Here is a 25,697-nt window from a genome sequence, read left to right as displayed (position 1 = left end):
CTTATTCTTCACTGCCGGACGCTGACACGCCCAGAGTCATGGTTGCCCTGCATATGCCGGTTTTGTCGCCGGATGCGGGATGGGCCAGACAATGCGCCACCCTTTGCTCCCAATGGGCGTAAACATCCGGCGCGGCCTTTTGCAGTTTTTTGAGCATGCGCAGGCACTCGGCCACGCTCCAGGCCTGGGCGGTGCAGCCGCCGGGATTGTATGGCGGGGAACCGTCAAACACTTCTGAAATGCTGCCAAGCCCGGCTTCGCAGAGATGCTGGCAAAACAGGGGCGTAACCATATCAAGCAAACCCTGAACAGCGCCGTTCATATCCCAGGCCGTGTGCAGCAGTGCATCCGCATAATGGCCCAGCAGCCAGGGCCAGACAGTGCCCTGGTGGTAGGCTGCGTCGCGGCTCTCGCCGTTGCCTTCGTACCTGCCTTTGTATGCGGCGGCATCAGGGGCAAGGGTGCGCAGGCCAAAAGGTGTGAGCAGCCTGTTGCGCACACATTCCACAACCTGCGGCTGAAAATCGTCCGCAAGCACGGCATGCGGCAGGGACACGGCAAATATCTGATTGGGACGCACGCTTCGGTCGAGCTGTCCGTTGCGCCACACGTCACCCAGATAGCCGCCCTCCTCGGTTGCCCAGAAGCGGCGCAAAAACGCATCGCGCATGGCGGCACGCTGGCGCTCGCCCGTGAGCAGCGGCTCCTGAAATGCGGCGGCAAGGCTGTCGGCAAAGGCAAGCGTGTTGTACCAGAGGGCGTTGATTTCCACAGGGCAGCCATGCCGGGGCGTAACCGGGCAGCCGTTCACCTGGGCATCCATCCAGGTAAGCTGGGTGTGGGCATCGCCCGCATGCAGCAGGCCCTCGGCATCCACAAAGATGCCCATGCCCGGCCCCTTGCGGTAGCCCTTGATGATGGCTTTCAGGGCGTCCCAGGCATGTTGCCGCACCCAGGCCAGACCATCAGGAACAGCGGCCAGCACCTGTTGCAGGGCAAAGGCATACCACAGGGACGCGTCCACAGAATTGTAGGCTTGCTCACCCGACTCCGAAAACATGTTGGGCACAAGGCCGTTGCGGATATGCCGCCCCACCTCGGCCAGAACGTGCAGCCCAAATTCTTCGCGTCCTGCGTAAAAGGTCAGCCCCGGCAGGCTGATAAGCGTGTCGCGCCCCCAGTCGTCAAACCAGGGATATCCGGCAATCACGGTGGCTCGGCCGGACGGCGTCGTAATGCAGAACTGGCCGCCAGCCTGCGCCAGTTGCCCGGCAAGGCCACCCCCCGCAAGGTGAGCATCTGTGCGGGCGCGGCTCTCTGCCTCCCACAGGGTGCGCAGGTTTTCACCGCAGGCGTCCGTACCAGCCGCCACATACACGTAGCCGCCCTGCGGCAACGGCGGCAGAGCTATTTCAAGCGTGCCGGGCATAAAGAGGTCTTCACTGTCGTCAAAACCGCGCTCACGCTCTTCAAAATATTCCACATTGCGGCACCAGTCCGGCTCGGCCAAAAAACTGGCGGCGGCATGCGGCCCGCATTTTTCGCTGGTCGCCGCGCCCTCGGCATTTACAGCCCTCGTGCAAGCCTTGCCGGAATCCCCGGCGGCCTGAATATACAGGGGGGGCAAGCTCTCATACGGGCGAGCGGCAAAACCGCCAGCCACAAGGAGGGTATCAGTTCGCAAGGCCGGGTTTGCCCGGGTGAGCGCGTGAATATTGCGGTAGGCAAGCAAAGGCTTGATGCGCAGGGTAAGCGGAGGGATATCCTCCGGACCGCGCAGTTCATAACGCAGCAACAGCAGGCTTTTATTCCGCGCAAGCAGCACCTCGCGGCTCAGGCTTACTTCGCCCACCCGATAGGTGCTCTGCGGCCACTGATCGAGCTGAAAAGCTTCAAGATACTCGTGCCCGTTGGGATAGAGCGTGCCGGGATGCTGGCGGGTAGAAAAAAAGAATTCCCTGCCGCCGCCGCACACCGATTCCTCAAGGGCAGAAAGCAGTACATGCCTGCCATACGGCGTGTTGACGGCTAGCAAGCCGTGGTATTTGCGCGTGTTGCAGCACAAAATGCTGCTGCCGGAGCAGTCGCCCCGTTCGTTGGTGAGCAGCCACTCCCGGTGCAGCGCCCTGCGCGTATTCTGGCAGGCTGCCTTGTCAAAGCTGAACCGCATACGGCCTCCTTGGCGCCCATATGGAGCGCGACGGCGAATGCTGCGGGTAGGACGAAGGGTGCAATCGCCGCCTGACCGCCAGACAATGCTGGGCGGCCCAAGTTGCGGCAATGTTTGCGGAAGGGGTACGGCGGAAAGGGCGCAGAGAGAAACTGAAACAGCCGAACCTCTGACCGCGAAAACCGCAACAGAAAAACATTTAAGAAAATAAAGGTGTTCTCTGTTTTTACAGCTTTACCTTATCCCATTATTTGGGGGCTGTCGAGCGCGTGCCACTTTTGTTTTCAGGTTTATCGCCTTATCGATGTGCGAAACACGACGTGCTTGTTAGCTGGCTAATAATATATGAAGAATTTGACCAATCTGAAATCATCGTGTGAGCATCGCGTTACAATCGTGCAAGTTACCGTGGTCGCCTGAACAGGTTCACAATGCTTTGCAGTATAAACACGGCGCATGTACTCACAAGTGATTACAACTGCCGCGCAAGCTGTTTGGTTACAACGCAGCCCTGCCGCCCTCGCTGGCTTGCATCTGTTTGCGCCAATGCGCGGCCCGGCTGTACTGGGGGCTTTTTCTTTCTTCCTTTTTAGGGTACGCTTGTTCGTTGCTCACAATATTTGCATACCTGACGGGGGTAGTTCATGAAAGCACTTGGTCGTTGGCTTGGGGCTCTGGCCCTTACCCTGCTTGTGCCTGTTGCGGCGCTGGCTGGTGACATCAAGGTTGGCCTTATGTGCCCGCTTACGGGTAAATGGGCTTCCGAAGGCCTGGATATGAAGAACATCGTTACCCTGCTGGTTGACGATGTGAATGCCAAGGGCGGCATCAAGGGCCGCAAGGTTCAGCTGGTTGTCGAAGACGACGCGGGCGATCCGCGCACTGCCGCTCTGGCCGCGCAGAAGCTTGCTTCCGCCGGTGTTGTGGCCGTTATCGGCACGTATGGCTCCGCCGTGACCGAGGCCAGCCAGAGCATTCTGGACGAGGCGGAACTGGTGCAGATCGGCACTGGCTCCACCAGCGTGCGCCTTACGGAAAAGGGCTTGAAGCTCTTTTTCCGCACCTGCCCGCGTGACGACGCGCAGGGCAAATCCGCCGCCGAAGCCATCAAGAAGGGCGGATACAAGGCCGTGGCCCTGCTGCACGACAATTCTTCGTATGCCAAGGGCCTGGCGGAAGAAACCAAGGCAGTGCTTGAAAAAGACGGTATGAAAGTGGTGTTTTACGATGCTCTTACCCCCGGAGAGCGCGACTACACCGCCATCCTGACCAAGCTTAAGGCTGCCAATCCCGACCTTGTGTTCTTTACCGGTTACTACCCGGAAACCGGCATGCTGTTGCGGCAGAAGAGGGAAATGGGCTGGAACGTTCCCATGATGGGCGGCGATGCCGCCAACCATCAGGATCTGGTAAAAATTGCCGGAACTGAAGCCGCCACGGGCTATTTCTTCATCAGCCCGCCGCTGCCGCAGGACATGGATACGCCTGAAGCCAGGGAATTTCTCAAGGCCTTCAAGGCCAAGTACAATACCGTGCCTGTTTCCGTGTGGGCCGTGCTGGCTGGCGATGCTTTCAAGGTTATTGAAGGCGCGCTTGAAGCCGGAAAGGACACCCCCAAGGAAATGGCCGCATGGCTCAAGGAACTCAAGGGTATGCCCGGCCTTTCCGGCAACCTGGGGTTTGACGCCAAGGGCGACCGCGTGGGTGAGTTCTACCGCACCTACAAGGTTGACGCCACGGGCAACTTCGTTTTGCAGCCCAAGTAATGCGGCGCGGTCATTAGCCGCGCCCATGTTGCACAGATACACACCCGGGGCATGAACGCCCCGGCGAAAAGCGCACTCCCCTTGAGGACGCGTTCATTACGGCGGGCGACCGGTATCCCGGTCGCCCGCCAAATGCCGAGTACCAACGCCGAACATTATGGAACAATTTCTCCAACAGCTTTTGAACGGCCTGGCCGTGGGCGGCATCTATGCGCTTGTGGCGCTGGGCTACACCATGGTGTACGGCGTGCTCAAGCTCATCAATTTTGCCCACGGCGACCTGTTTACCATTGGTGCCTACCTGGGGCTTACCCTGCTTGTCAGCTGCAATATGGCAGGCGCGCTCAATCCCTTTTTGGCCGTAGCCGCCGTTTTTGTCATGGTGGCCCTGCTGGTGGCGATTATTGGCTTTTTGCTTGAGCGCACGGCATACCGCCCACTGCGCAACGCCAACCGTCTCTCGGCCGTGGTTTCGGCCCTTGGCGCATCCATATTTTTCCAGAACGCGGTCATGCTGATCTACGGCGCGCGCTTCTATGTGTACCCCGACTATCTGCGCCCCGACTTTACGGTAAGGATGCTCGGCCTTGAAGTACCCGGCGTGCGCCTGCTGGTCATCGCAGCCAGCGTTGTGCTGATGCTCGGCCTTTGGGCCTTTATCCAGCGCACCCGCACAGGCGCGGCCATTCGAGCTGTGGCCATCGACCCCGGCGCAGCGCAGCTTATGGGCATCAACGTTGACCGCATCATCTCGCTGGTCTTTCTTATCGGCCCCGGCCTTGGCGGCGCGGCGGGTCTGATGGTGGGCATCTATTACGGGCAGATCGACTTTACCATGGGCTGGTCTTACGGCCTCAAGGCCTTTACCGCCGCCATCCTGGGCGGCATTGGCAACATCCCCGGCGCAATGCTGGGCGGGCTGCTGCTCGGCGTTATCGAAGCCCTGGCCGCAGGCTACATAGCCATTGCCTGGAAGGACGCCATCGCCTTTCTGGTACTCATTCTCATTCTGATCATCCGCCCCACAGGCATTCTGGGCGAGCGCACGGCGGACAAACTATGAAAAAACTTCCGTGCAATTTCGCCGTGTATGCGGCTGCGGGCCTCTTTTTGTGCGCGTTGCCGCTCTTTTGCAATGCCTACTGGCTTGACGTGTGCGTGAGCATTGGCCTCTACGCCCTGCTGGCCCTTTCGCTCAATGTTATTCTGGGGCAGGCGGGCATATTCCATATGGGCCACGCCGCCTTTTTTGCCGTGGGCGCTTACACCACCGCTATTCTCAACACGGTCTGCCACTGGCCTGTGCTCTGGGTTATGCCGCTCTCCGGCGCGGCGGCGGCTATTTTTGCCCTCATTGTAGCCCGCCCCATCATCCACCTGCGTGGCGACTATCTGCTGATCGTCACCATCGGCATTGTGGAAATTGTGCGTATTGCGCTTATTAACGATGTTTTCGGCCTCACGGGCGGCGCCAACGGCATTTTCGGCATCAGTCGCCCCATGTTTTTTGGCTTCAAGATCGTCAAGAGCCTGCAGTTCTATTTTCTGGTCTGGGGCATGGTGGGCGTGAGCCTGCTGCTGTTCTACGGCCTGTGGCATTCCCGCTTTGGCCGCGCGCTGAACTTCATCAAGGAAGATGACGTGGCCGCAGAAGGCTGCGGGGTCAATGTTACCCACTACAAGCTGGCGGCCTTTGTTCTGGGCGCTTTCTGGGCGGGCATGGCTGGCACGCTCTATGCCGCAAAAATGACGACCATTGCGCCGGAATCGTTCAACTTCATGGAATCCGTGATCATCTTTGCGGTGGTCATACTTTCCGGCGGCAGCCAGCTTGGCGTGCTTATCAGCGCTTTTCTGTTCATCGGCCTGCCCGAAGTGCTGCGCGAATTTTCCAACGCGCGCATGCTCATCTTCGGCCTTGCCATGATGGTCATGATGGTCTGGCGGCCCCAGGGCCTGTTGCCCCCGAGGCAACGGCGCTACAAGGTTGCTGCGCCGCCAGCAGCCAGTGACGGGAGGCCCGCATGACCCTGCTGCGCCTTGAGGAAATGAGCAAGATGTTCGGCGGCCTGATTGCCCTGAACGATCTGACCTTTGACGTGGACGCTGGCAGCATTGTGGGGCTTATCGGCCCCAACGGCGCTGGCAAGACCACCGTGTTCAACTGCATAACCGGCAACTATACGCCGGAGTCGGGCCGCATCTTTTTTGACGGCAAATCCATTGCCGGACTGCGCCCGCACAAGGTGGTGGAACTGGGCATCGCCCGCACGTTCCAGACCATCCGCCTCTTTGGCCGCCTTTCTGTGCTGGAGAACGTGCTGGCCGGGCGGCACTGCCGCATGAAATCCGGCCTGATATCGTGCATGCTGCACACGCCGGGTCAACGCGAGGAAGAAAAAGCCGCCGTTGCCCGCTGCATGGAAGAGCTGGAATTTGTGGGTCTTGCCGATCGCTACACCGAGGCCGCAGGCGGCCTTTCTTACGGCAACCAGCGTTTGCTTGAGATCGCCCGCGCCCTGGCCTCCGACCCTCGTCTCGTGATTCTGGACGAGCCCGCAGGCGGCATGAACGATCAGGAAACCGCCGCGCTGGTGCATACCATCCGGGCCATCCGGGACAGGGGCATTACCGTGCTGCTTATTGAGCACGACATGCGCCTGGTGATGAAAATTTGCGAAAAACTGGTGGTGCTGGAACACGGCACCATGATTGCCCAGGGCAAGCCCGAAGACGTGCGGCAGGATCCCGCCGTCATTGAGGCCTATCTGGGCGCAGACGACGAAAAGTGGTAAGCCATGTCCCTGTTGCAATTGTCTAATGTGCACGTGCGCTACGGCAGTGTTGAAGTGCTGCACGGCATCGACCTGAAGGTGGACGAAGGCGAAATCGTCACCATTCTCGGGGCCAACGGTGCGGGCAAAAGCACCACCTTGCTGTCCATCAGCGGGCTGGTGCGCCCCTTTGAAGGCGAAATCCTCTTTGAAGGGCAAAACCTGCTGCGCCTGCCGAGCCACAAGGTCGTGGGGCTTGGCATTGCCCAGTCGCCCGAAGGGCGGCGCGTTTTCGGCATCATGAGCGTTCTGGAAAATCTGCGCCTCGGGGCATTCTGCATTGAAGACAAAGCCCGCCGCGAGCGCACACTGGAATGGATTTTTGATCTTTTTCCGCGTTTGCACGAACGCAAGGATCAACTCGCTGGCACGCTTTCCGGCGGCGAGCAGCAAATGCTCGCCATAGGCCGTGCCCTCATGGCCCAGCCGCGCCTTCTGCTGCTGGATGAACCTTCGCTGGGCCTTGCCCCGCTGCTGGTGCGCTCCATCTTTGAAACCGTGCGGGCCATCAACAAGAAGGGCGTGACGGTGCTGCTGGTGGAACAGAACGCCCGTGCGGCGCTGAAACTGGCCACGCGCGGCTATGTGCTTGAAGTTGGCAGCGTTGTCATGGAAGACCGGGCCGAAAACCTCCTTGCCAATGCCAGCGTGCGCGAGGCATATCTGGGCGGTTAGGCCAGACAGGGCGGCTGTTTTTTTACAAGCGCCCGCAATAGCATGAGGTTTCCGCGCCGCAACCCGGCTGAAAAATTTTTCACTTCTTTTACTTGACAGAAAATTGCTTTCAACTATATTTTTCCATTCCAACGCGGCGGCCATTCCGCCGTTATTTTAGCAATACGGCGCTGCTGCGCATGGAGGTTTTGCTATGACCCCTCTGGAAAAAGCCACCAAAACCGCTGAAGGCGTGGTGGTCAACGGTTTTGTTCTTTCCCCGGTGGTTGAACAGTGTTCTGGCTGTGACCGCGTGCGCGAATTTGAAGGCGAAGAGTTCTGCTCCAGCTACCCTGTCCCTGCCAAGAAGTGGACTGCTGGCCGTTGCAACTTTGCCACGCACGTGAAGGCCTCTGTTGCCGCTGCCGCCAAGGTCAACCCTTTGAAGGCGTCCAAGCGCGCCGCCAAGGGTGGCCGCTAGGCCAACCAGGCTTACATCGGTTCCGACATGCCGCTGGCGGTCAGCTTGCGATTTTATCGCAACAGGCCGATTCAACAACGGTCATGCCGGGGCTGAAGACTTTTTCAAGGGGCTGCGCGAGCAGCCTCTTGCGCGTTGTAACGCCATACGGGAAACCCCATGTTCAAGACACTCGACACCTTGTTGCGCGGGCTGGCTGGGCGAGAAGACCGCGTTGCGGAGCTTCAGGCCGTGCTTACGGCATGCCAGGCCCTTGGCCCGGACAACGGCGGCCAGGGCGAAATGGAAAAGGTGCGCTGCATCACCAACTGGCTCAAGGCCTGCGGAGTAACCGCCCTTTCACGAGTTGACGCGCCGGACCCACGCGTTACCGATGGTCAGCGTCCCAACCTTGTGGCCCGCATCCCCGGCAAAAGCAGCCGCACTCTGTGGCTTTTCGGGCATACGGACGTGGTGCCCCCGGGCGACCTCGCAGCCTGGACCAGCAATCCCTGGCAGGTGCGCCGCGATGGCGATTTTCTGTACGGGCGCGGCGTGGAAGACAACCAGCAGGCCATAGTCAGTATGCTGTTGCTGGCGGAAGAAGTGCTCTCACAGGGCATTACCCCCGAGCTTTCACTGGGTCTTGTTTTCATGGCTGATGAAGAAACCGGCAGTCTTTACGGCCTGGAGCATCTTCTCAACACAGCCCCGCACTTTTTTAATCCCGATGATCTTTACATCGTGCCGGACGCCGGTTCGTCCAAGGGCGATGTCATCGAAATTGCAGAAAAAAGCCAGCTCTGGCTCAAGGTGCAGACCACGGGCATCCAGTGCCACGGCTCCACGCCGCAAAAGGGCCGCAACGCCTTTCTGGCAGGGGCGGACATGGCCCTCTCGTGCCACAATGCCCTGCGCTCCGCCTTTGCCGATGCCAATCCCCTGTTTGACCCGCCCTATTCCACCTTTGTGCCGGGCAAGCACGAAGCCAATGTGCCGAACATCAACACCGTTCCCGGCAATGATGTTTTTTACATTGACTGCCGCCTCCTGCCCCATGTGGATATGGACAACGTGCTTGCAAAAATGCGTGAAGTGGCCGCCGAAGTGGCGGAAAAGCACACCGTGCAGATACAGGTGAGCGTGGTGCAGCGGCAGGACGCCACGGCCATACCGCAAACAGGCACCGTTGTTACAGCGCTCAAGGCCGCCATCGCCCGCATTTACGGCGTTCAGGCGCAGGCCGTGGGCATAGGCGGGGCAACCGTTGCGGCATTTTTGCGGCAAAAGGGCCTGCCCGCCGCCGTTTGGGGCTGCCTTGAAAACACCTGCCACCAACCGGACGAACGCTCATCCATCACCGCTACCATCAAGGATTCGCAGGTGTTTGCCCACATCCTCATGAACGCAGCCCATGTCTGATTCCATATTTGACTGCATTGTCGCCGGCGGCGGCCACGCTGGCAGCGAAGCCGCCGTGGCTCTGGCCCGCATGGGGCACAGTGTGCTGCTCATCAGCGGCAACCTCGACCGGCTGGGCTACCTATCGTGCAACCCCGCCATCGGCGGTCTGGCCAAGGGGCACATGGTGCGCGAAATTGACGCCCTTGGCGGCATGATGGGCCTGTGGGCCGATGCTGCGGGCATACAGTTTCGCGTGCTGAACATGAGCAAGGGGCCTGCGGTGCGGGCCACACGCGCCCAGATTGACCGCGAGGCCTACCAGCGCGTGCTCAAAAAAACGCTCTACAACACGCCCGGCCTGCGCATCTGGCAGGATTCCGTGGTGGACGTGACCACCGATGACGGCCGCGCCACTGGTGTGCGCACGGCTCAGGGCCTGACCTTTGCAGCGCGCCATGTGCTGCTGACCACGGGCACCTTTCTGGATGGGCGCATCCACATGGGCCTCACCAATCTGCCCGGCGGCCGCCTGGGCGATGCCCCGGCGCTGGGCCTTTCAGACAGCCTGCGCAGCCTCGGCCTGACCCTTGGCCGCCTGAAAACCGGCACCACGCCGCGTATCCTCAAGTCATCCATCGACTATTCGCAGCTAGAAGAGCAGCCGGGCGACACGCCGCCCCCGGGCTTCAGCCTTCACGGCCCCGGCCCGGCTCTGGAACAGGTGTCGTGCCATGTGACGTGGACAAACGAACGCGCGCACGAAATCATCCGCAGCGGTTTTGACCGCTCGCCCATGTTCACGGGCGTCATCAAGGGCACTGGCGCGCGCTACTGCCCTTCCATTGAAGACAAGGTGGCCCGCTTTCCGCACCGGGAGCGGCACCAGATTTTTCTGGAGCCGGAGGGACTCAACAGCGCGGAGGTGTATGCCAACGGCATTCCCACCAGCCTGCCCCTTGATGTGCAGCTCGACATGGTTCACGCTCTCAAAGGGTTGGAAAATGCTGTGGTGCTGCGCCCCGGTTACGCCATTGAATATGACTACGCCGACCCCATCCAGTTGCGCCCCACCCTTGAAACCAAGGCCGTGCCGGGATTGTGGCTCGCGGGGCAGATCAACGGCACGTCCGGCTACGAGGAAGCCGCAGCGCAGGGCCTGTGGGCCGCGCTGAACATCTCGTGCGCCATGCGCGGTCTTGCCCCTTTTACCCCGGGGCGCGATCAGGCCTATATGGCTGTGCTTGTTGATGATCTTGTGACACTCGGGACTCAGGAACCCTACCGGATGTTCACCTCGCGCGCGGAGCACAGGCTGCTGCTGCGCGAAGACAATGCCGATACGCGGCTGACCCGGATTGGCCGTGAACTTGGGCTCGTGAGCGACGAACAGTGGCGCGCGTTTTGCATAAAACAGGAAGCCGCCGAACGTTTCAGGGAATATCTGGGCAAAAAACGCATACCCGGCCACAAGTTGCCCGAGGATGCGCCCGAGGCCCAGTTGCCTGTGGGCAAGACTCTGGCAGAAGCCCTGAAACGCCCGGATGTTGACCTGGACTCGCTTGAAGCCATGCTGACCGCGGCCCGGCATGAAGCGCTGGCCGAGACCGGGGCTGATCTGGCTGCTGCCAGAGCTGCCGCCGGAACCGGAGCCTGTGAAAGCGTGCAGACAGAAATCAAGTATGAGGGCTATCTGGCACGGCAGCGTGAACTTATCGCGCGCTCGGCCAGGCTTGAGGCAACGGCCTTGCCCCCGCAACTCGATTATGCCAAAGTAGCGGGGTTATCCCATGAAGTGGTAGAAAAACTGGACAGGGTGCGACCTTGCAGCCTTGGGCAGGCCGGACGAATATCCGGCGTAACCCCTGCGGCGATTGCATGCCTGGAGGTTCACCTCCACAAACTTGGATTACTGCGCCCTGATAAATACCCCAATGGCGCTGCTGCATCCCCGCAGTGAGGGATGACGCCACACAACTGTTGACACCGGTGAATCTATGACGGGCACCCAACTTCTTATTGTTGTCGGCATTCTGCTTGCGGCGCTTTGCGCCACGCTCGTCTCGGTCAAAGGCCGGTTGCAGAGCCTGCGCCACGCGGCAAAGCGTGCGGAGATCATCCGCCGCATGCTTGAGACGGCGCAGGAACAGAACGAAATATTCGACCTTAATGTTGAGGAACTCCACAACAGCAAGGGCATGGCCGGCACCCTCGTCAGGATACTTTCCACGCAGCTTGAGATGGAAGTTCTTTCCTATGTATCACGTGAGCTTGAAGGCACCCCGGTGGAAGTATTCTTTCGCGCCACCCTGCCCGAAGGCCCCTCCTTTTTTAAATTCCAGGCACAGATTCAGCAGGTAAAGGGCGCGTATGACAAATCGCGCCTTCTCCTTTCCATGCCCAAGGATATAGACGCGGGGCAAAAGCGCCATTTCATCCGCGTTAAACCGCCCAAGGATCTGGTGCGTGTTATCGGCGTGTGGGAGATGGATCCCGCCAAGCCCATGCCCCGCAACACGGCAGAAATTGGCAGACCCCTGCTGCATTATAAATCCGGTATGGAAAACGAACTTGTGCAGGTGGCCGACATTTCCGCCACGGGCATGGCCCTGCGCTTTCCTACTGAATCGCTGGAAGACAAGCCAGTTGACCTCGACAAAGGTTCCCAGTTACTTTGTCTCATCATCTATCAGACGAGCAAGGAAGACCGCGTAGTCACATTCTGGTGCACCTGTGACGTGCTCAATATCCGCATGCAGAAAGAACCCACCCCGGCCCTGGTTCTGGGGACGGAATTCAGCAACTGGGCGGTTCTGGAACAGGGCAAGGCCGATATCAACTGGTTCCACAGCACCCCCAAAAGCGGTGTTTCGCCCATTACCCAATGGGTGATGCAAATGGATATCCAGCAGCGCAAGCTGACCGGCTAGGGCAGATTGACAGTAAAAATGATCCACTCCGCGCGGGTACTGAAAAAATCCGTTCCGGGATGTTTGCAAGGCGCAGATCGTTACATGCAACGGCTGCCGCACAAGTGAAGATGCTTTGCCGGTGAACAGGCATTGCAACGTGAAAATACTTTAGCAGGAAAATTCTGCCGTGGCGGTTGCACCGCAGGCAAACGCGCGCGGCGCGTAGTGAGTACGCCAACCTAGGAGGTTATTTTGGACGGCGGCACGGAAGGTCACAGTACCATCTGGTCGCGCCTGAGCAGACTGTTCGGGCACGACGATCAGGAATCTCTCGAAAAAGCCATTCTGGAAGCACGAGCCGACGGCGAGGTGGAACCCTACGAGGAATCCATGCTCCTTGGCATCCTGCGCTTCAACGATCTTCAGGTGCAGGACACCATGATCCCCCGCACCGATATAGACTGCGTTCCCGATGACATGCCGCTTCAGGAAGTGGCGCGCATCATTGTGCGTTCTGGTCATTCGCGCATTCCCGTATACAAGGACACCCGCGACAACATCGTGGGCATTCTCCACGCCAAGGATGTTCTCAGCAGCTTGCTGGATCAGGGGGACCACGCCCCCGCAGTTTCGCGGGTCATGCGCGAGCCTTTCTTTGTGCCCGAGACCAAGTCCATCCGCACCCTGCTGCAGGAATTTCGTGCCCGCAAGCAGCACATTGCCATTGCGCTTGACGAATACGGCGGCACATCCGGCCTTATCACCATTGAAGACGTGCTGGAAGAAATCGTGGGCGATATTGAAGACGAACACGATGCGCCGCGTCAGGAAGACATCCGCCCCCTCGGCGAAAATGTTTACGAACTCACAGGCCGCGCCCTGCTGGAAGACATTGAAGATCTGGGCGTTGATCTGGATTCGGACGAGGTGGACACCATCGGCGGCTACCTGAGCATGGAGGCGGGGCACGTCCCCGGCCCCGGCGAGCGCTTTACCCTGCGAGGCTGGGCCTTTACCGTGCTTGAAGCTGACAGGAAGCTCATTATCCGCCTGCGCATGGAACCTGCTGACCACGCCGCGCCCGCTCCGGCCACGGAAGAGGAAGAAGCGGCAAAAGCATGAAGCTGTTCCGTCCTGAAGCGCCATGGGCCACGCAGCGCGGCTGGGTTTTGTGCCTTGCTGCCGCACTAGGCCTGTGGCTGGGTTTTCCCAACGATCTTATCAGCTTTCCTCCACTGGTGCTTGTGTGGCCTGTGGCGCTGGCATTGCTTGGCCGGGAGGCCGCAAACCGCGCCATTGCCTTGCGCATGGGCTGGATTGGCACCATTGCTGGCGGCATGGCCGCACTCTACTGGCTCACCCTGCCCGTGCACAACGTGGGCGGCCTGCCCTGGCTGCTGGCCGTTCCCTGCGCGCTGTTCATTGTAACCTGCATTGGCAGTGCTGGCGGTCTGTTTGCCCTCGCGGCCCACATGTTCCGCCACAGGCCCGCCTGGGTGCAGGCCGTGCTGCTTGGCCTCTTGTGGTATCTGCTTGAGGCGGTCTATGCCCTTGCCCTGGGCTTTCCCTGGCTGGACATGGCCGGAGCATTGTCCCCCTGGCCCATACTGGTGCAGGCTGCGGACATAGTAGGCGGTTACGCCCTTACAGGCCTGTGGAGTATGGCGGCCCTGCTGTGCTGTCTTGCCTTTGTCTGCGGGCCCCGGCGCTTCTGCCCCGACCGCGCAAGCCTGATCCCCGGCCTTGTGCTCACAATTGCCCTGCTGTGTTACGGGGGCTGGCGGCTTTACGCCAACCCGATGATCACCGAACCCAGCGGGCCGGACAGCGTGGATGTGCTCTATGTGGAAGGCAATGTTGACCAGAACCAGAAGTGGGTTCCAGCCTTTCAGCGGCAAACGGTGGATCTGTATCTGGGCCTGACGTATCAGGGCCTTGCGCAAAACCCCGATGCCCGCCCTCTCATTGTGTGGCCGGAAACAGCCATGCCTTTCTTTTTTGAGGTCAATGCCCTGCATGCCCCGCGCATTCGCGAGCTGGCGGCCCACAGCGGCAGCCCGCTGCTGTTTGGCGCGCCGGGCCTCGAGCGCCACCCCGGCAAAAAAGATCCCGATGTTTTCAACCGGGCCTTTTTGCTGAACCCCAAGGGAGATACTGTCGGATATTACGACAAGGAACATCTGGTTCCCTTTGGCGAATATCTGCCGGAATGGCTCAACTGGGGATTTCTGGAGGCATTGCTGCAAGGGGTTGGCGTGTACCAGACTGGCACGGCTGTCGCCCCGCTGCGGCAGGACAATCTTGCTCTGGGAATGCTCATCTGCTATGAGGGAATATTCCCGTGGCTTGCCCAGAACCGCGTGGCGGATGGGGCAAATATTCTTGTAGATATCAGCAATGACGGCTGGTTTGGCAACACTCCGGCGGCACGGCAGCATCTCTACCTTACTGCCCTGCGGGCCGTGGAGCAGAACCGCTGGATATTGCGCGGCACCAACACAGGCATTTCTGTTGTGGTGGATCAGCGCGCCCGGCTGACCATGCAGGGAGGCCAGTTCAAAGCACAGGCCGTCTGGGGCAAGGCGGCGATTGTGACCGCGCCAAGCCTGTTCCACAGTATTTCGCCATGGCTTATGCCCGGGGCCGCCCTGGTATTTCTGACCCTGCTCCTGCTCGGCCCCGGCGGCAGGTTTGCAAAAGATCGCGACAAAGCCGCCTGCTGTTCCTGATTTTTTTCGGCCTTGACGCAGTCCGTGACGCGCCCACGCTGAGGTCTGATCCTCCCGGTTGCGCGGTTTTACGCCTCAGGGCATTCACCTTAACCCCCATAGTATCCACAATGTTGCAACTCAGTGATCTGCGCGCCGCATGCCAGCCCCTTTCCCAACGTTTCGCCACCCTCTGGGGGCGTCTTTGACGTTGCCGCCAGCCAGAAGCGCCTGCAGGACATCGAACACGAAATTTCCCGCCCCGGCGCATGGGACAATCCCGAAGCGCTGACCCCTGTTTTGCAGGAAAAGCGGCGTCTCGAAGAAGAAATCGAGCGTCTCAGCCGCCTCAAGACCTGCCACGACGACATGAACGAATGGCTGGCCCTGGCCTCTGAAAGCGAAGACCCCGAAGCTCTGGAATCCCTTGACCAGCAGAACCGCAATCTTGCCGCCCTGCTGGACGAAACCGAGCTTGTCATGCTGCTTTCCGGCGAGGAGGACAGTCAGGACGCGATACTTGAAATCCACCCCGGCGCTGGCGGCACGGAGTCGCAGGACTGGGCCGAAATGCTGCTGCGCATGTACACTCGATGGGCTGCGCGCCACAAGTACACCGTGGAAGAGCTGGATTACCTGCCGGGCGATGAGGCGGGCGTTAAAAGTGTTACCATGCGCATTGCCGGGCCGCATGCCTTTGGCTTTCTCAAGAGCGAGCGCGGCATCCACCGCCTTATCCGCATTTCGCCTTTCGATTCATCGGGCCGCCGCCACACCTCCTTTGCATCTGTGGACGTCATCCCTGACGTGGGCAACGATATTGAGCTGGACATCAAGGAATCCGACATCCGCGTGGACATTTTCCGTTCCAGCGGCCCCGGCGGGCAAAGCGTCAACACCACAAGTTCGGCTGTGCGCGTGACCCACATTCCCACTGGTGTTACCGCCCAGTGCCAGAACGAAAAATCGCAGCACCACAACAAGGATACGGCCATGCGCGTTTTGCGCGCCCGCCTGTACAACATAGAGCTGCAAAAACGCGATGCTGAGCGGCAGGCGGACTACGCAGGCAAGGACGCCATCGCCTTTGGCAGCCAGATCCGCACATACACATTGCAGCCCTACAGGCTGGTCAAGGATCACCGCACCGGCTCCGAAGCCGGAGATGTGGAAGGCGTTTTGAACGGTCAGATCGACCAGTTCCAACACGATTACCTGCTGCACCGACATGAGCAACAACGCTGATTTTGACGCACTTGCCAACGAGCTGCTTGCCTTGCGGCAGGCAGACGGCACCGCTTCGCGCAACAGCGGCGAATCTGTGCTGGTGGCCCGGCTGTTGCCAGGTTTCAACGTCAGCAGGTGGCAGGAATTTTTGCGCCGCTACCCCACCGGGCGCTGGTGCGCCCTGCCCGCCAGCCCCGGCCTTTTGCCGGAACTTGGCGGCGGCCCCAGCAATGCCCCCGGCCACCTTGCCCACCTGCTCATGGCCGAAATGTTTACGGTGCAGATAAGCCGCGAACTGTTGCGCCTTTCCCGTACTGGGGGCGATCTGGCGGTGATTGAAGCCGTTATTTTGGACAAGGCGCATCTGGACGAGGCCTCGGTGCAGGCTCTGGAAACCCTGCTTGTGGACTGCCTGCGGCAGTGCCGCGAGGAATGCGATACCCTTGGCTGTACCGGCCTTGGGCGCTTTGCCCTGCTCCTGCCCGGCGTCAGCGTGCTGCGCGCACGCCTGATGGCCGAGCAGATACAAAAAATCTTTGCTGTCCGGGCAGCGGAAATTCCCATTGCCAGCAAGGGCAGGCGTGCGGCAAAGGCCAATTGCGCCTTGGGCATAGCCTGCGCCGATCAGGGGGGCAGACCAACCCCCGAGGCCCTGTTGGGCAAGGCCGCACAGGCCACGGACGAGGCTCTGGCCCAAAAGCACGGCCACATTTGCATAGCGGGTGGTGCTGCCCTGGACGCCAGAACCACCCTTGTACATTCCAGCGAAAAACGATTTCTCTTCTTTGGGGGAAACTGATGGCGAATACGACATTGAGCGTTGCCCTGCTGAGCGGCAAAGGCGGGGTGGGCAAAACAAACATGTCGCTCAATATAGCCTGCGCCCTTCACCAGCAGGGTTTTAAAACCCTGTTGATGGATTGCGATCTGGGTCTTGCGAATCTTGACGTGCTGCTGGGCATTACGCCGGAAGGCAACCTCCAGACGGCCCTTTTGGGCGAAGCCGATGTATCTGACGTGCTCTGCCAGATTGATGGCGAGGACTTTGCCGTGCTGCCCGCAGCGTCTGGCGTGCCGGAACTGACCGAGCTGCAGCCCGACGCGCGCGACCTGCTGCTCTCCCGGCTGGAACCTGTGCTGCACAAATATGACTTTGTCTTCATGGATATCGGCGCGGGGATTTCCGGCACGGTGCAGACCTTTGCCGCCATGGCTTCGGTGCGCATCGTTGTCATCACGCCCGAGCCCACGTCCCTGACCGACAGCTACGCCCTCATCAAGGTGCTTAACAGCCGCTACGGCCTGCGCGACTTCATGGTGCTGGTCAATCAGGCAACCTCCCAGGCCGAGGCAAAATCTTCATTCGACAAACTTTCCGGCGCGTGCAAACATTTTCTGCACATAGAGCCTGTTTTGCTGGGGCATGTGCGCTCCGACAAAAAATTGCCAGAAGCAGTCTGCCTGCAAAAGCCGCTGATGATGCACTCTCCGGGCAGCCCCGCTGCGCTGGATTTGCAGAATATGGCCTCGCGCTTGCAGCGCATCCGGCTGGGAATGCTTGACTGGCTTGGCTCGCGCAACATTTTGCAACCTGTTCCGGTTCAGGACTAGATTTTTTGTCAAACAGTTTACCTTGTCTGGAAAAAGGTATAGGGTTGAATTACTAATAAATGCCCGACGTTGTCGCCCTGTTGGGCAAACTTGTAACGCGGTCACGGAGGCATGATGAACAAGAGCGAGCTTATCAAGGCACTGGCCGACGAAACCAACATCCCTCTGGACGACGCGTCGTTGGTGGTCAACACCTTCTTTGACGCAATGAAAAAATCTCTGCTTTCCGGAGAGCGTATTGAAATACGCGGCTTCGGCAGCTTCAAGATCAAGGAGTACGAAGGCTACGCCGGCCGGAATCCTAAAACCGGCGAAAGTGTCGTTGTTGAATCGAAACGCCTGCCCTTTTTCCGAGCGGGCAAGGAATTGAAAGAATTTATCAATCAGTAAGGCCGTAACGCGCTGCCGAACCTGAGGCCCGTGCGGGGCCGCCTGCCTGCGAGGGTCAAACCTTCGCGCGGGCTTTTGTTCGCTTTTTGCAGCGCGCTGACACACAGGAGTCTGTAATGCAATTTTCAGGTGCATTGACCGCGCTTGTAACCCCGTTCAGAAACAACGCTCTGGACGAAGAAGCATACCGCGCATTTATTGAACACCAGATCAGTGAAGGCATTCACGGTCTGGTTCCCTGCGGCACCACGGGCGAATCCGCCACCCTGACCCACGAGGAACACGAAAGGGTCATTGAAATATGCATAGATCAGGTCAAGGGCCGTGTTCCGGTTCTGGCGGGCGCGGGTTCCAACAATACCATGGAAGCCATCCGCCTGACCAAGTTTGCCCAAAAGGCCGGGGCCGATGGTGCGCTGCTCATCACCCCCTATTACAACAAGCCCACCCAGGAAGGCCTGTACCAGCACTTCAAGGCCATTGCCCAGGCTGTGGACATGCCTCTGGTGCCCTACAACGTGCCGGGCCGCACGGGTTGCAATCTGCTGCCCGCCACTCTGGCCCGTATGGCGCGCGACTTCCCCAACATTGTGGGCGTCAAGGAAGCCACCGGCGACCTGGTTCAGGGCAGCCGCGTGCTTGAAAGCTGCCCCGAGAACTTCAGCGTTCTCTCCGGCGACGACTTTACCGCTCTGCCCCTCATGGCGCTTGGCGGCAAGGGCGTCATCTCCGTTACCTCCAATCTTGTGCCTGGCCGCGTGGCAGCCATGTGCAATGCCTTCAACAAGGGCGACCTCAAGGAAGCAGCGCGTATCCACCATGCGCTCTTTCCCCTGCACGATGCCCTGTTCTTTGAGAGCAATCCCATTCCGGCCAAGACAGCGCTTGCGCTCATGGGCCGCATGGAAGCGGAAATCCGCCTGCCCCTCTGCCCCATGGCCGAAGGCACCAAGCAAAAGCTCATTGAAGTGCTGCGCCAGCAGAACCTCATCTAGCCTTGCTGCAGCAGATATGACAAAGCCCCCGAACCTCGCAGGTTCGGGGGCTTTTGCGTTCAGCCTGCAATAAAAATCTGATATCAGGCGCGGTCTTCAGGGCCAGCGATATCGTCTGCCGCATCATCAGCCGCATCGTCCGCGTCCTCATGCATGGCGGAAACCGACGATGTGCCGGACGCGTAGTCAGCCATACCGGCTGACTGGACAGCGCCAGTAGTGCGCGCCACTTCGCCGCGTTCATCACCCTTGTGCTTCACGCTTTCACCCTGGCTGATAAAGTAGACCTGCTCCGCAATGTTGATGGAGCGCCGCCACACGCGCGTGAGCGAGCGGGTCACTAGTATGATGTGCATGGCCTGATAGGGATCCAGGCTGGAATCAGGGTCAGAAAGGCTTTCCATAATCTGCTGGATGATGCGCACTTCGCTTTGCACGGCCTCTTCATCGCCGCGCAGCATATGCAGGGCGTCTTGCGCATTGTTCTCGCGAAACACGCGCACGGCGCGGTCAAAAGCCTCGCTGGCCTTGTAGTACATTTCGCGCACATGGGGAATCACCCCAAAGCCCGGCTTGTCCTGCATCAGAATAGCCTGCTCGGCCATGCTCACGGCCTCGTCGCCAATGCGCTCAAGGTCAACCACCATACGCAGGGCACTGACCACAAAACGCAGATCTCCGGCAACGGGCTGTGTGCGGGCAAGCAGTTGCAGGGCCATCTCGTCAATTTCATTTTCCAGAGCGTCAATGGCGGCATCGTTTTCAATGACTGATGCCGCGCGACCCGGATCACCTGCAGCCATAGCCTTGCCGGCGTCTTCCAGGGCAATGCCGACGCTGGCGCACATGACCAGCAGCCTGGTGCGCAGTGATACGAGCAGTTGTTGCAAATAATTGGCCTGTTGCTGCATGATCGTTCTCCCGGAACAATTACGCTTGAATGTGAACTGCCCTGCGCTCTCTTCGACGCGCTGGCAGCGCTTGAACATGACGTCCTGACGGCTGCGAGAGCAGGCGGTTAGCCAAAACGGCCTGTAATATAATCTTCCGTCTGCTTTTTAGCCGGTCTGGTGAACATGACATCCGTGGCGTTGTGTTCAATAAGCCTGCCCATGTAAAAAAATGCCGTGTAGTCAGAAACGCGGGCAGCCTGTTGCATGTTGTGCGTAACAATGATGATGGAAAGCGATTCGCGCAGTTCGCGGATGCTTTCTTCAATCTTTTGCGTGGCAATGGGATCAAGGGCGCTGGCGGGTTCGTCCATGAGCAGCACCTCCGGCTCCACAGCCAGAGCACGGGCAATGCACAGGCGCTGCTGCTGCCCGCCGGAAAGCCCAAGCGCCGGGCTTTGCAGGCGGTCTTTGACTTCTTCAAAAATGGCGGCCCTGCGCAGGGAAAGCTCCACTTTTTCGGCAATCAGGCTTTCGTCCCGCAAGCCATTGACGCGTAGGCCGTAGGCCACGTTTTCGTAAATGGTTTTGGGGAAGGGATTGGGCTTTTGAAACACCATGCCCACACGGCAGCGCAGCGAAACCACATCCGTATCGGGACGGTTCACGTCCTGGCCATCCAGGAGGATTTCGCCTTCAACGCGCGCGCCGGGAACAAGGTCGTTCATGCGGTTAAGACAACGCAAAAAGGTTGATTTGCCACAGCCCGAGGGGCCAATCAGGGCCGTGACCCTGCGCGGCTCAAAATTCAGGCTTACTTCGTGCAGGGCCTTGTTTTGCCCGTAGTATACACTGACGTTGCGTGCCAGCAGATGCTCGTTCATGAAAGTGCCGCTCCGTAAACGGAAGATAGGGTGAAAACAAGGGCCGTGCTGCCGTCTTGCGCCGGGCTTTCCGCCCGTATGCGGCCACCGTGCCGTTCAACAATGTGCTTGCAGATGGCCAGCCCAAGACCGGTAGTTGCCTGGCCCCTGTGCCGCTCCACCTGATAAAAACGTTCAAAAATGCGCTCCAGATCGGCCTTGGGAATACCGGGGCCGTCATCCACCACGCGGAAAACCACATCCGGGCCGCTCACGCGCGCACTGATGCGAACATCGCCGCCTTCCGGCGCGTAACGGCCCGCGTTTTCAATAAGGTTTCTGAAAACCTGCGCCAGATGCGGCTGGCTTGCCATCACGCGGCAGTCTTCGGGGATATCCACAACCACCGAACACTTACGGCGCTCAAGCATTTCGCGGCACATCCCCGCGGCTTGCGATACGGCATCGCGGGGATCCGTGGGGCTGAGTTCCAGACTACCTGTCTTGCCCTCCAGCCGGGCAAGGGTGAGCAGATCGTCCACCATGCGGCTGAGGCAAACCCCGTGCTTCAGAATGATTTCGCCAAAGCGGCGGCATTCGGGCGAGGCGTCCAGGCTGATGAGGGTTTCGGCATAGCCCTGAATGGCAGTCAGCGGGGTGCGCAGCTCATGCGACACGTTGGCCACAAAATCGCGGCGCACACGCTCCAGCCGTATAAGCTCTGTAATATCGTGGAAAACCGCCACCGCGCCCACGCCTGTCTGGCCCAGATGCTCAAGGCCGCAGGGGCGGGAAATGCATACCGACATGACCTGCCCGGACGAAAGCTCAAGTTGCAGATAGCGCTGCTCTCGATTGAGCGTGGGCTCTTCGCCAGCGGCAGCGCTTTCGTGCTCCGCAGATGTGGCAATGCTGTTTTGCGCTGCGTCTGCCTGGCCTGACCCAGAGCTGGACACAGAACCTGGCACTGGGCAGGCGGCCATGGCCGCATCCACAGCAGCCTGCAACTGCGGAGATGGAATAACTTCTACCACCTGCGCGCCCAAGGCCGATGCCGCAGCAGGAAATTCACGAGCCAATGCTCGGTTGCAGCGGCGGATGCGCCCATGCGGGCCCAACACCAATACGCCGTCGCTCATGGTTTCCAGTATGCTTTCAAGCTGGGATGTCTGCTCAGCAGCCGTTCGTACATGGTCTTCAATATTTTCAGCCATGCGGTTTACAGCTTCAGCCAGCGGAGCAAATTCCCTGCCGGGAATACGCCGCAAACGCCGCTGAAAATTCCCCAGTGAAATGGCTTCCACCACAGAGACCATCTGTGAAAGCGAATTGCGCAACGCACCGGAAAGCAGACCCGCAAGAATCAGCGAGAGCACCAGCGTCACAATGCCGATTCTGGTGAATACGGCCACGCGGCTTTCAATTTCCTGCTGCAGATTGTTCAGCGGCAAGGCAATGCGCAGCAGCCGCGCGTCATTTACGCGCACCGAGGCATACGCCATATCCGTGCCCAGCGTTCCGCTCGAACGCACGGAATATCCCTGCCCACCCTGCATGGCAGCCCGTACCTCCGGCCTGTCCGCATGGTTGTCGAGCTTGGAAACCGGCTGCGCGCCCGGCGCGGTGTCGGCCAGCACGTTGCCGCTGTTGTCAAGGAGCGAAAGCCGTTCCTGAGGCATTTTCAGTATGGCCGCCAGTTCGCGCAGGCCTTCAGGATTCGCCCCTGCCTTGTCAAGAATAGCGGCAGACAGCGTAGTTTCGCGCAACAGCCTTTCGCGCGCCGCGTCAACCTGACTCTGCTCAAAGGAAGCTCTGCCGTAATAAACGGCGATTCCCGAAGCAATGAGCGCTGCGGCAAGCACGCTGCAAAAAATTCGTGTTCTGAAAGAAAGCATGGTTTTTCTCACTCGTAACATGCTGTCGTGGGCAATTACATTTTGAAAATGTGCAGCCTCAAAACAATCAAACGATAACGCTGTCCACCATCAGCCAGACGCCCCGCCACCGTTGGCGCACCGCCCTGCTCCCGCCTCTGCGCCCTTATTCCTTGATGCGGTAGCCGACGCCGCGCACGGTCTCCAGCATGGGAGCCGCCTCGCCCAGCTTGGCGCGCAGCCTGCGCACATGGGTATCCACGGTTCGGGCATACCCTTCAAAGGAATAGCCCCACACGTTGTTGAGGAGCTGCTCCCGGGTGCGGACTGATCCGGCATGCCGCAGCAGGTCTTCAAGCAGTCGGAATTCTGTAGCCGTGAGGTTCAGCAATTCGCCTTCCACTTCGGCGGAATGCGCCTCGGTGCGCAGGCGTATGCCATGCCGCTCAAGCACAGGGCTTTCAACCTTGCGCCCGCCGCGCCGCAGCACGGCTTTGACGCGCAACATCAGCTCGCGGACGCTGAAGGGTTTGACCACATAATCATCGGCACCAAGACTCAGCCCCACCACCCGGTCCACTTCTTCACCACGTGCGGTGAGCATGAGCACCGGGATGTGGGAGGTTTCAGCCTGCGCGCCAAGACGGCGGCACACTTCAAATCCATCCACACCCGGCAGCATCACATCAAGAAGCACCAGGTCGGGGGTATGCTGCCGGGCAAGGGCCAGGCCCTGCGTGCCATCGGCGGCTTCATGCACTGTGAATCCCTCGCGCTCAAGATTGAAACGCAAAAGTTCACGAATGTCGGCTTCGTCTTCAACTATCAGTATTTGCTGGCTCATATGTTTCACCTCTATGACGCAAACAGAGTACAGCGGCTTTGTGCGCCAAACTGATGGAGGGCATGTTACAATTGCGTGACGGAAAACAATTTAAATAACCTGTAACATTTCAGAATGTTAATTGCGCATATTGCAGCTTCACGCAGTCTTCTGCGTTTCGTCATATTTTTGTAACAGAGGCAGGCAAAAAGAGAAACGTACCGGGAAACGCCCCGGCACCAACACCAGAAACCAAGGAGATAATCCATGTCTATCGGAAAACTGCTCGCCACCGCCCTCACGGTTCTGAGCCTCAGCGCTCCTGCCATGGCTGCCCAACAGGTCGTCATCAACGGTTCCACCACTGTTCTTCCTGTGGTTCAGAAAGCTGGCGAAGCTTTCATGGCCTCCCACCCCGATGTGGAACTGAGCATTTCAGGCGGCGGTTCCGGCAACGGCATCAAGGCACTCATTGAAAAGCAGTGCGACATCGCCATGAGCTCGCGCGACATCAAGGAAAAGGAAGTTGAAGCCGCCAAGAAAAACGGCGTGACCCCCAACCGCGTTGTTGTTGCTATTGACGCCATCGTGCCTGTGGTCAACCCCGCCAACCCGGTTGCCGCCCTCACCACTGGCCAGCTGCGCGACATTTATGCCGGCAAGATCACCAACTGGAAGGAAATTGGCGGCCAGGACGGCAAGATCGTTGTTATCTCGCGCGATACGTCCTCCGGCACCTTTGAATGCTGGCAGGAACTTATCATGAAGGAAGAGCGCGTTAACCCCGCTGCTCTCATGCAGGCCTCCAACGGCGCTGTGGTGCAGGCCGTTTCCAAGAACAAGAACGCCCTCGGCTATGTTGGCCTGGGTTACCTCGACAAGTCCACCAAGGGCCTCAAGGTCAATGATGTGACCGCCACCGCCCAGACTGCCCTTTCCAAGCAGTGGCCCATCGCCCGCGAACTTTTTGTCTTCACCAACGGCGCGCCTGCTGGCGGTGCCAAGGCTTTTGTTGATTACCTGCTGGATCCCGGCAAGGGCCAGAAGAACGTGCTTGAAGTGGGTTATGTGCCCCTGGGCAAGTAGGTAGACTTACTACCCGCGTTACACCCACAGCATCGGCGGAGCGGGACGGCATGAGCCTCCCGCAACCCGCCGGGGAGAAAGCGCAATGCGCTCCAGAGACATCAAGGAAAAAGCGGTGCGCGTCACCCTTACCACCATGGCAGGCAGCTCGCTGCTGGCTCTGGCTGGTATTGTCATTTTTCTCTTCATGGAAGGCCTGCCGCTTTTCAGCGAATACCCCTTCCTCAATTTTCTGTTCGGCAACCTCTGGTATCCGACTGAGGAACCGGGATTGTTCGGCATATTCCCCCTGCTGGTGGCCTCACTGGCGGTGACGGTACTTTCGTCCCTGCTGGCGGTGCCCATGGGGGTGCTGACGGCGGTTTACCTGACGGAAATCGCCCACCCCAACGTACGGCGCGTCATCAAGCCCTTTGTGGAGCTGCTGGCGGCATTGCCCTCGGTTGTGCTGGGCTTTCTGGGCATGGTGGTGCTTGCGCCCTTCTTGCAGGATTATCTGGATGCCGCCACAGGGCTGAATCTGCTCAATGCCTCGCTGGTACTGGCGCTCATGAGCGTGCCGACCATCTGTTCCGTGTCTGAAGACGCACTGTTCGGCGTGCCACGCGACCTGCGCGAGGCATCGCTGGCACTTGGCGCGACCCGTTGGCAGACAACCGTGCGAGTGGTTATTCCTGCCGCTCTTTCGGGCATAGGCACGGCTGTGATGCTTGGCATGTCGCGCGCCATTGGTGAAACCATGGTGGTGCTGATGGTTGCTGGCGGGGCTGGCATCATCCCCACCTCGCTGCTTGACCCGGTGCGGCCCATGCCTGCCAGTATTGCCGCTGAAATGGCGGAGGCCGCCTTCCGCAGCGAACACTACCACGCGCTGTTTGCTATTGGCATTGTACTCTTTTTCCTGACGCTGAGCTTCAACCTGGCCGCCGGTTATATTGCCGAAAAGCACCGTCAGGTGGGAACCTCCAGCCTGTAAACGCACAGTGTTGCAAGGTTGCACAGTATGACGCCAGTTCAGAACGAGGAAAAATCC

At 59.4% G+C, this 25,697-nt stretch carries 23 protein-coding genes; 18 read left to right on the top strand and 5 right to left on the bottom strand.

Annotated features, from left to right (window positions below; all coding sequences use genetic code 11):
- Position 1 precedes the first annotated feature (1 nt).
- Positions 2 to 2,170: an amylo-alpha-1,6-glucosidase gene (locus tag G449_RS0111565; RefSeq protein WP_022659476.1), complete on the bottom strand. Its 2,169-nt coding sequence runs from the start codon at positions 2,168 to 2,170 to the stop codon at positions 2 to 4.
- A 644-nt stretch (positions 2,171 to 2,814) separates the two neighbouring features.
- Between G449_RS0111565 and G449_RS0111560 the strand changes: the two genes are divergently transcribed.
- The 16 genes from G449_RS0111560 (at position 2,815) to dapA (ending at position 19,128) form a co-directional block, all read left to right on the top strand.
- A complete protein-coding gene (locus G449_RS0111560) occupies positions 2,815 to 3,936 on the top strand; it encodes a branched-chain amino acid ABC transporter substrate-binding protein (RefSeq protein ID WP_022659475.1) in 1,122 nt (373 codons plus the stop codon).
- Positions 3,937 to 4,093: 157 nt separating this feature from the next.
- Complete coding sequence (locus tag G449_RS0111555; RefSeq protein WP_022659474.1) at positions 4,094 to 4,999, top strand: branched-chain amino acid ABC transporter permease; 906 nt, start codon at positions 4,094 to 4,096, stop codon at positions 4,997 to 4,999.
- Positions 4,996 to 5,964 carry a branched-chain amino acid ABC transporter permease gene (locus G449_RS0111550; protein WP_022659473.1) on the top strand — a complete coding sequence of 323 codons (969 nt, stop codon included), beginning with the start codon at positions 4,996 to 4,998 and terminating at the stop codon, positions 5,962 to 5,964. The genes G449_RS0111555 and G449_RS0111550 overlap by 4 nt, the downstream gene beginning before the upstream one ends.
- Positions 5,961 to 6,731: an ABC transporter ATP-binding protein gene (locus tag G449_RS0111545; RefSeq protein ID WP_022659472.1), complete on the top strand. Its 771-nt coding sequence runs from the start codon at positions 5,961 to 5,963 to the stop codon at positions 6,729 to 6,731. The genes G449_RS0111550 and G449_RS0111545 overlap by 4 nt, the downstream gene beginning before the upstream one ends.
- A 3-nt stretch (positions 6,732 to 6,734) precedes the next feature.
- Positions 6,735 to 7,445, top strand: a complete 711-nt coding sequence (locus G449_RS0111540) for an ABC transporter ATP-binding protein (RefSeq protein ID WP_022659471.1) — start codon at positions 6,735 to 6,737, stop codon at positions 7,443 to 7,445.
- A 193-nt stretch (positions 7,446 to 7,638) separates the two neighbouring features.
- Positions 7,639 to 7,905: a PxxKW family cysteine-rich protein gene (locus G449_RS0111535; protein ID WP_022659470.1), complete on the top strand. Its 267-nt coding sequence runs from the start codon at positions 7,639 to 7,641 to the stop codon at positions 7,903 to 7,905.
- A gap of 159 nt (positions 7,906 to 8,064) precedes the next feature.
- Positions 8,065 to 9,306, top strand: coding sequence for a M20 family metallo-hydrolase (locus G449_RS0111530; RefSeq protein ID WP_022659469.1), 1,242 nt, complete (start codon positions 8,065 to 8,067; stop codon positions 9,304 to 9,306).
- Positions 9,299 to 11,245 carry a tRNA uridine-5-carboxymethylaminomethyl(34) synthesis enzyme MnmG gene (mnmG, locus tag G449_RS0111525; protein WP_022659468.1) on the top strand — a complete coding sequence of 649 codons (1,947 nt, stop codon included), beginning with the start codon at positions 9,299 to 9,301 and terminating at the stop codon, positions 11,243 to 11,245. Before G449_RS0111530 ends, mnmG begins: the two co-directional genes overlap by 8 nt.
- A gap of 37 nt (positions 11,246 to 11,282) precedes the next feature.
- A complete protein-coding gene (locus G449_RS0111520; RefSeq protein ID WP_022659467.1) occupies positions 11,283 to 12,215 on the top strand; it encodes a PilZ domain-containing protein in 933 nt (310 codons plus the stop codon).
- 234 nt (positions 12,216 to 12,449) lie between these two features.
- The gene (locus G449_RS0111515) at positions 12,450 to 13,319 is read left to right on the top strand and encodes a hemolysin family protein (RefSeq protein WP_022659466.1); all 870 of its coding nucleotides are present in this window, start codon (positions 12,450 to 12,452) and stop codon (positions 13,317 to 13,319) included.
- Positions 13,316 to 14,926 carry an apolipoprotein N-acyltransferase gene (gene lnt, locus G449_RS0111510; protein WP_022659465.1) on the top strand — a complete coding sequence of 537 codons (1,611 nt, stop codon included), beginning with the start codon at positions 13,316 to 13,318 and terminating at the stop codon, positions 14,924 to 14,926. Before G449_RS0111515 ends, lnt begins: the two co-directional genes overlap by 4 nt.
- A 110-nt stretch (positions 14,927 to 15,036) precedes the next feature.
- Positions 15,037 to 16,150, top strand: a protein-coding gene (gene prfB / locus G449_RS0111505; protein WP_108702586.1) for a peptide chain release factor 2 whose coding sequence is annotated in 2 segments (ribosomal slippage) — positions 15,037 to 15,111 and positions 15,113 to 16,150 — 1,113 coding nt in all. Because the reading frame shifts where the segments join, the coding sequence is not laid out codon by codon here.
- Positions 16,134 to 16,931, top strand: coding sequence for a nucleotidyl cyclase domain-containing protein (locus G449_RS0111500; RefSeq protein WP_022659463.1), 798 nt, complete (start codon positions 16,134 to 16,136; stop codon positions 16,929 to 16,931). Before prfB ends, G449_RS0111500 begins: the two co-directional genes overlap by 17 nt.
- Entirely contained in the window at positions 16,931 to 17,743 is an 813-nt protein-coding gene (locus G449_RS0111495) for a MinD/ParA family protein (RefSeq protein ID WP_022659462.1), read from the top strand. Before G449_RS0111500 ends, G449_RS0111495 begins: the two co-directional genes overlap by 1 nt.
- Before the next feature lie 114 nt (positions 17,744 to 17,857).
- Positions 17,858 to 18,133 carry an HU family DNA-binding protein gene (locus G449_RS0111490; RefSeq protein ID WP_022659461.1) on the top strand — a complete coding sequence of 92 codons (276 nt, stop codon included), beginning with the start codon at positions 17,858 to 17,860 and terminating at the stop codon, positions 18,131 to 18,133.
- 116 nt (positions 18,134 to 18,249) lie between these two features.
- Positions 18,250 to 19,128, top strand: coding sequence for a 4-hydroxy-tetrahydrodipicolinate synthase (gene dapA / locus G449_RS0111485; protein WP_022659460.1), 879 nt, complete (start codon positions 18,250 to 18,252; stop codon positions 19,126 to 19,128).
- 83 nt (positions 19,129 to 19,211) lie between these two features.
- Here dapA and phoU read toward each other — a convergent pair whose 3' ends face one another.
- From phoU to G449_RS0111465, 4 genes are all read right to left on the bottom strand, one after another.
- Positions 19,212 to 20,039, bottom strand: coding sequence for a phosphate signaling complex protein PhoU (gene phoU / locus G449_RS16945; protein WP_022659459.1), 828 nt, complete (start codon positions 20,037 to 20,039; stop codon positions 19,212 to 19,214).
- A 107-nt stretch (positions 20,040 to 20,146) separates the two neighbouring features.
- Positions 20,147 to 20,902, bottom strand: coding sequence for a phosphate ABC transporter ATP-binding protein PstB (gene pstB, locus G449_RS0111475; protein WP_022659457.1), 756 nt, complete (start codon positions 20,900 to 20,902; stop codon positions 20,147 to 20,149).
- Entirely contained in the window at positions 20,899 to 22,776 is a 1,878-nt protein-coding gene (locus G449_RS0111470) for a sensor histidine kinase (RefSeq protein WP_027180947.1), read from the bottom strand. Before G449_RS0111470 ends, pstB begins: the two co-directional genes overlap by 4 nt.
- 145 nt (positions 22,777 to 22,921) lie before the next feature.
- Positions 22,922 to 23,599, bottom strand: coding sequence for a response regulator (locus G449_RS0111465; protein WP_022659455.1), 678 nt, complete (start codon positions 23,597 to 23,599; stop codon positions 22,922 to 22,924).
- 246 nt (positions 23,600 to 23,845) lie between these two features.
- Here G449_RS0111465 and G449_RS0111460 point away from each other — a divergent pair, with 246 nt between their 5' ends.
- Together G449_RS0111460 and pstC are read left to right on the top strand one after the other, a co-directional pair.
- On the top strand, positions 23,846 to 24,664 hold the full coding sequence (locus G449_RS0111460) for a PstS family phosphate ABC transporter substrate-binding protein (protein ID WP_022659454.1): 819 nt from the start codon (positions 23,846 to 23,848) through the stop codon (positions 24,662 to 24,664).
- Between the two features lie 85 nt (positions 24,665 to 24,749).
- A complete protein-coding gene (pstC, locus tag G449_RS0111455) occupies positions 24,750 to 25,640 on the top strand; it encodes a phosphate ABC transporter permease subunit PstC (protein ID WP_022659453.1) in 891 nt (296 codons plus the stop codon).
- Positions 25,641 to 25,697: the final 57 nt, after the last annotated feature.

Source organism: Desulfovibrio desulfuricans DSM 642 (genome assembly GCF_000420465.1).
GTDB classification, from domain to species: Bacteria; Desulfobacterota; Desulfovibrionia; order Desulfovibrionales; family Desulfovibrionaceae; genus Desulfovibrio; species Desulfovibrio desulfuricans.
The sequence above is the reverse complement of the archived record's forward strand: the minus strand, read 5'-3'. Positions and strand labels throughout refer to the sequence as shown.

Excerpts from the sequence above, each read along its gene's own strand:
- G449_RS0111560 (WP_022659475.1), top strand. The coding sequence starts at position 2,815 with ATGAAAGCACTTGGTCGTTGGCTTGGGGCTCTGGCCCTTACCCTGCTT.
- pstC (WP_022659453.1), top strand. The coding sequence starts at position 24,750 with ATGCGCTCCAGAGACATCAAGGAAAAAGCGGTGCGCGTCACCCTTACC.
- G449_RS0111555 (WP_022659474.1), top strand. The coding sequence starts at position 4,094 with ATGGAACAATTTCTCCAACAGCTTTTGAACGGCCTGGCCGTGGGCGGC.
- G449_RS0111520 (WP_022659467.1), top strand. The coding sequence starts at position 11,283 with ATGACGGGCACCCAACTTCTTATTGTTGTCGGCATTCTGCTTGCGGCG.
- pstB (WP_022659457.1), bottom strand. The coding sequence starts at position 20,902 with ATGAACGAGCATCTGCTGGCACGCAACGTCAGTGTATACTACGGGCAA.
- G449_RS0111460 (WP_022659454.1), top strand. The coding sequence starts at position 23,846 with ATGTCTATCGGAAAACTGCTCGCCACCGCCCTCACGGTTCTGAGCCTC.
- mnmG (WP_022659468.1), top strand. The coding sequence starts at position 9,299 with ATGTCTGATTCCATATTTGACTGCATTGTCGCCGGCGGCGGCCACGCT.
- G449_RS0111550 (WP_022659473.1), top strand. The coding sequence starts at position 4,996 with ATGAAAAAACTTCCGTGCAATTTCGCCGTGTATGCGGCTGCGGGCCTC.
- dapA (WP_022659460.1), top strand. The coding sequence starts at position 18,250 with ATGCAATTTTCAGGTGCATTGACCGCGCTTGTAACCCCGTTCAGAAAC.
- G449_RS0111500 (WP_022659463.1), top strand. The coding sequence starts at position 16,134 with ATGAGCAACAACGCTGATTTTGACGCACTTGCCAACGAGCTGCTTGCC.
- G449_RS0111490 (WP_022659461.1), top strand. The coding sequence starts at position 17,858 with ATGAACAAGAGCGAGCTTATCAAGGCACTGGCCGACGAAACCAACATC.
- phoU (WP_022659459.1), bottom strand. The coding sequence starts at position 20,039 with ATGCAGCAACAGGCCAATTATTTGCAACAACTGCTCGTATCACTGCGC.
- G449_RS0111495 (WP_022659462.1), top strand. The coding sequence starts at position 16,931 with ATGGCGAATACGACATTGAGCGTTGCCCTGCTGAGCGGCAAAGGCGGG.
- G449_RS0111465 (WP_022659455.1), bottom strand. The coding sequence starts at position 23,599 with ATGAGCCAGCAAATACTGATAGTTGAAGACGAAGCCGACATTCGTGAA.
- G449_RS0111545 (WP_022659472.1), top strand. The coding sequence starts at position 5,961 with ATGACCCTGCTGCGCCTTGAGGAAATGAGCAAGATGTTCGGCGGCCTG.
- G449_RS0111540 (WP_022659471.1), top strand. The coding sequence starts at position 6,735 with ATGTCCCTGTTGCAATTGTCTAATGTGCACGTGCGCTACGGCAGTGTT.
- G449_RS0111530 (WP_022659469.1), top strand. The coding sequence starts at position 8,065 with ATGTTCAAGACACTCGACACCTTGTTGCGCGGGCTGGCTGGGCGAGAA.
- G449_RS0111565 (WP_022659476.1), bottom strand. The coding sequence starts at position 2,170 with ATGCGGTTCAGCTTTGACAAGGCAGCCTGCCAGAATACGCGCAGGGCG.
- G449_RS0111470 (WP_027180947.1), bottom strand. The coding sequence starts at position 22,776 with ATGCTTTCTTTCAGAACACGAATTTTTTGCAGCGTGCTTGCCGCAGCG.
- G449_RS0111535 (WP_022659470.1), top strand. The coding sequence starts at position 7,639 with ATGACCCCTCTGGAAAAAGCCACCAAAACCGCTGAAGGCGTGGTGGTC.
- lnt (WP_022659465.1), top strand. The coding sequence starts at position 13,316 with ATGAAGCTGTTCCGTCCTGAAGCGCCATGGGCCACGCAGCGCGGCTGG.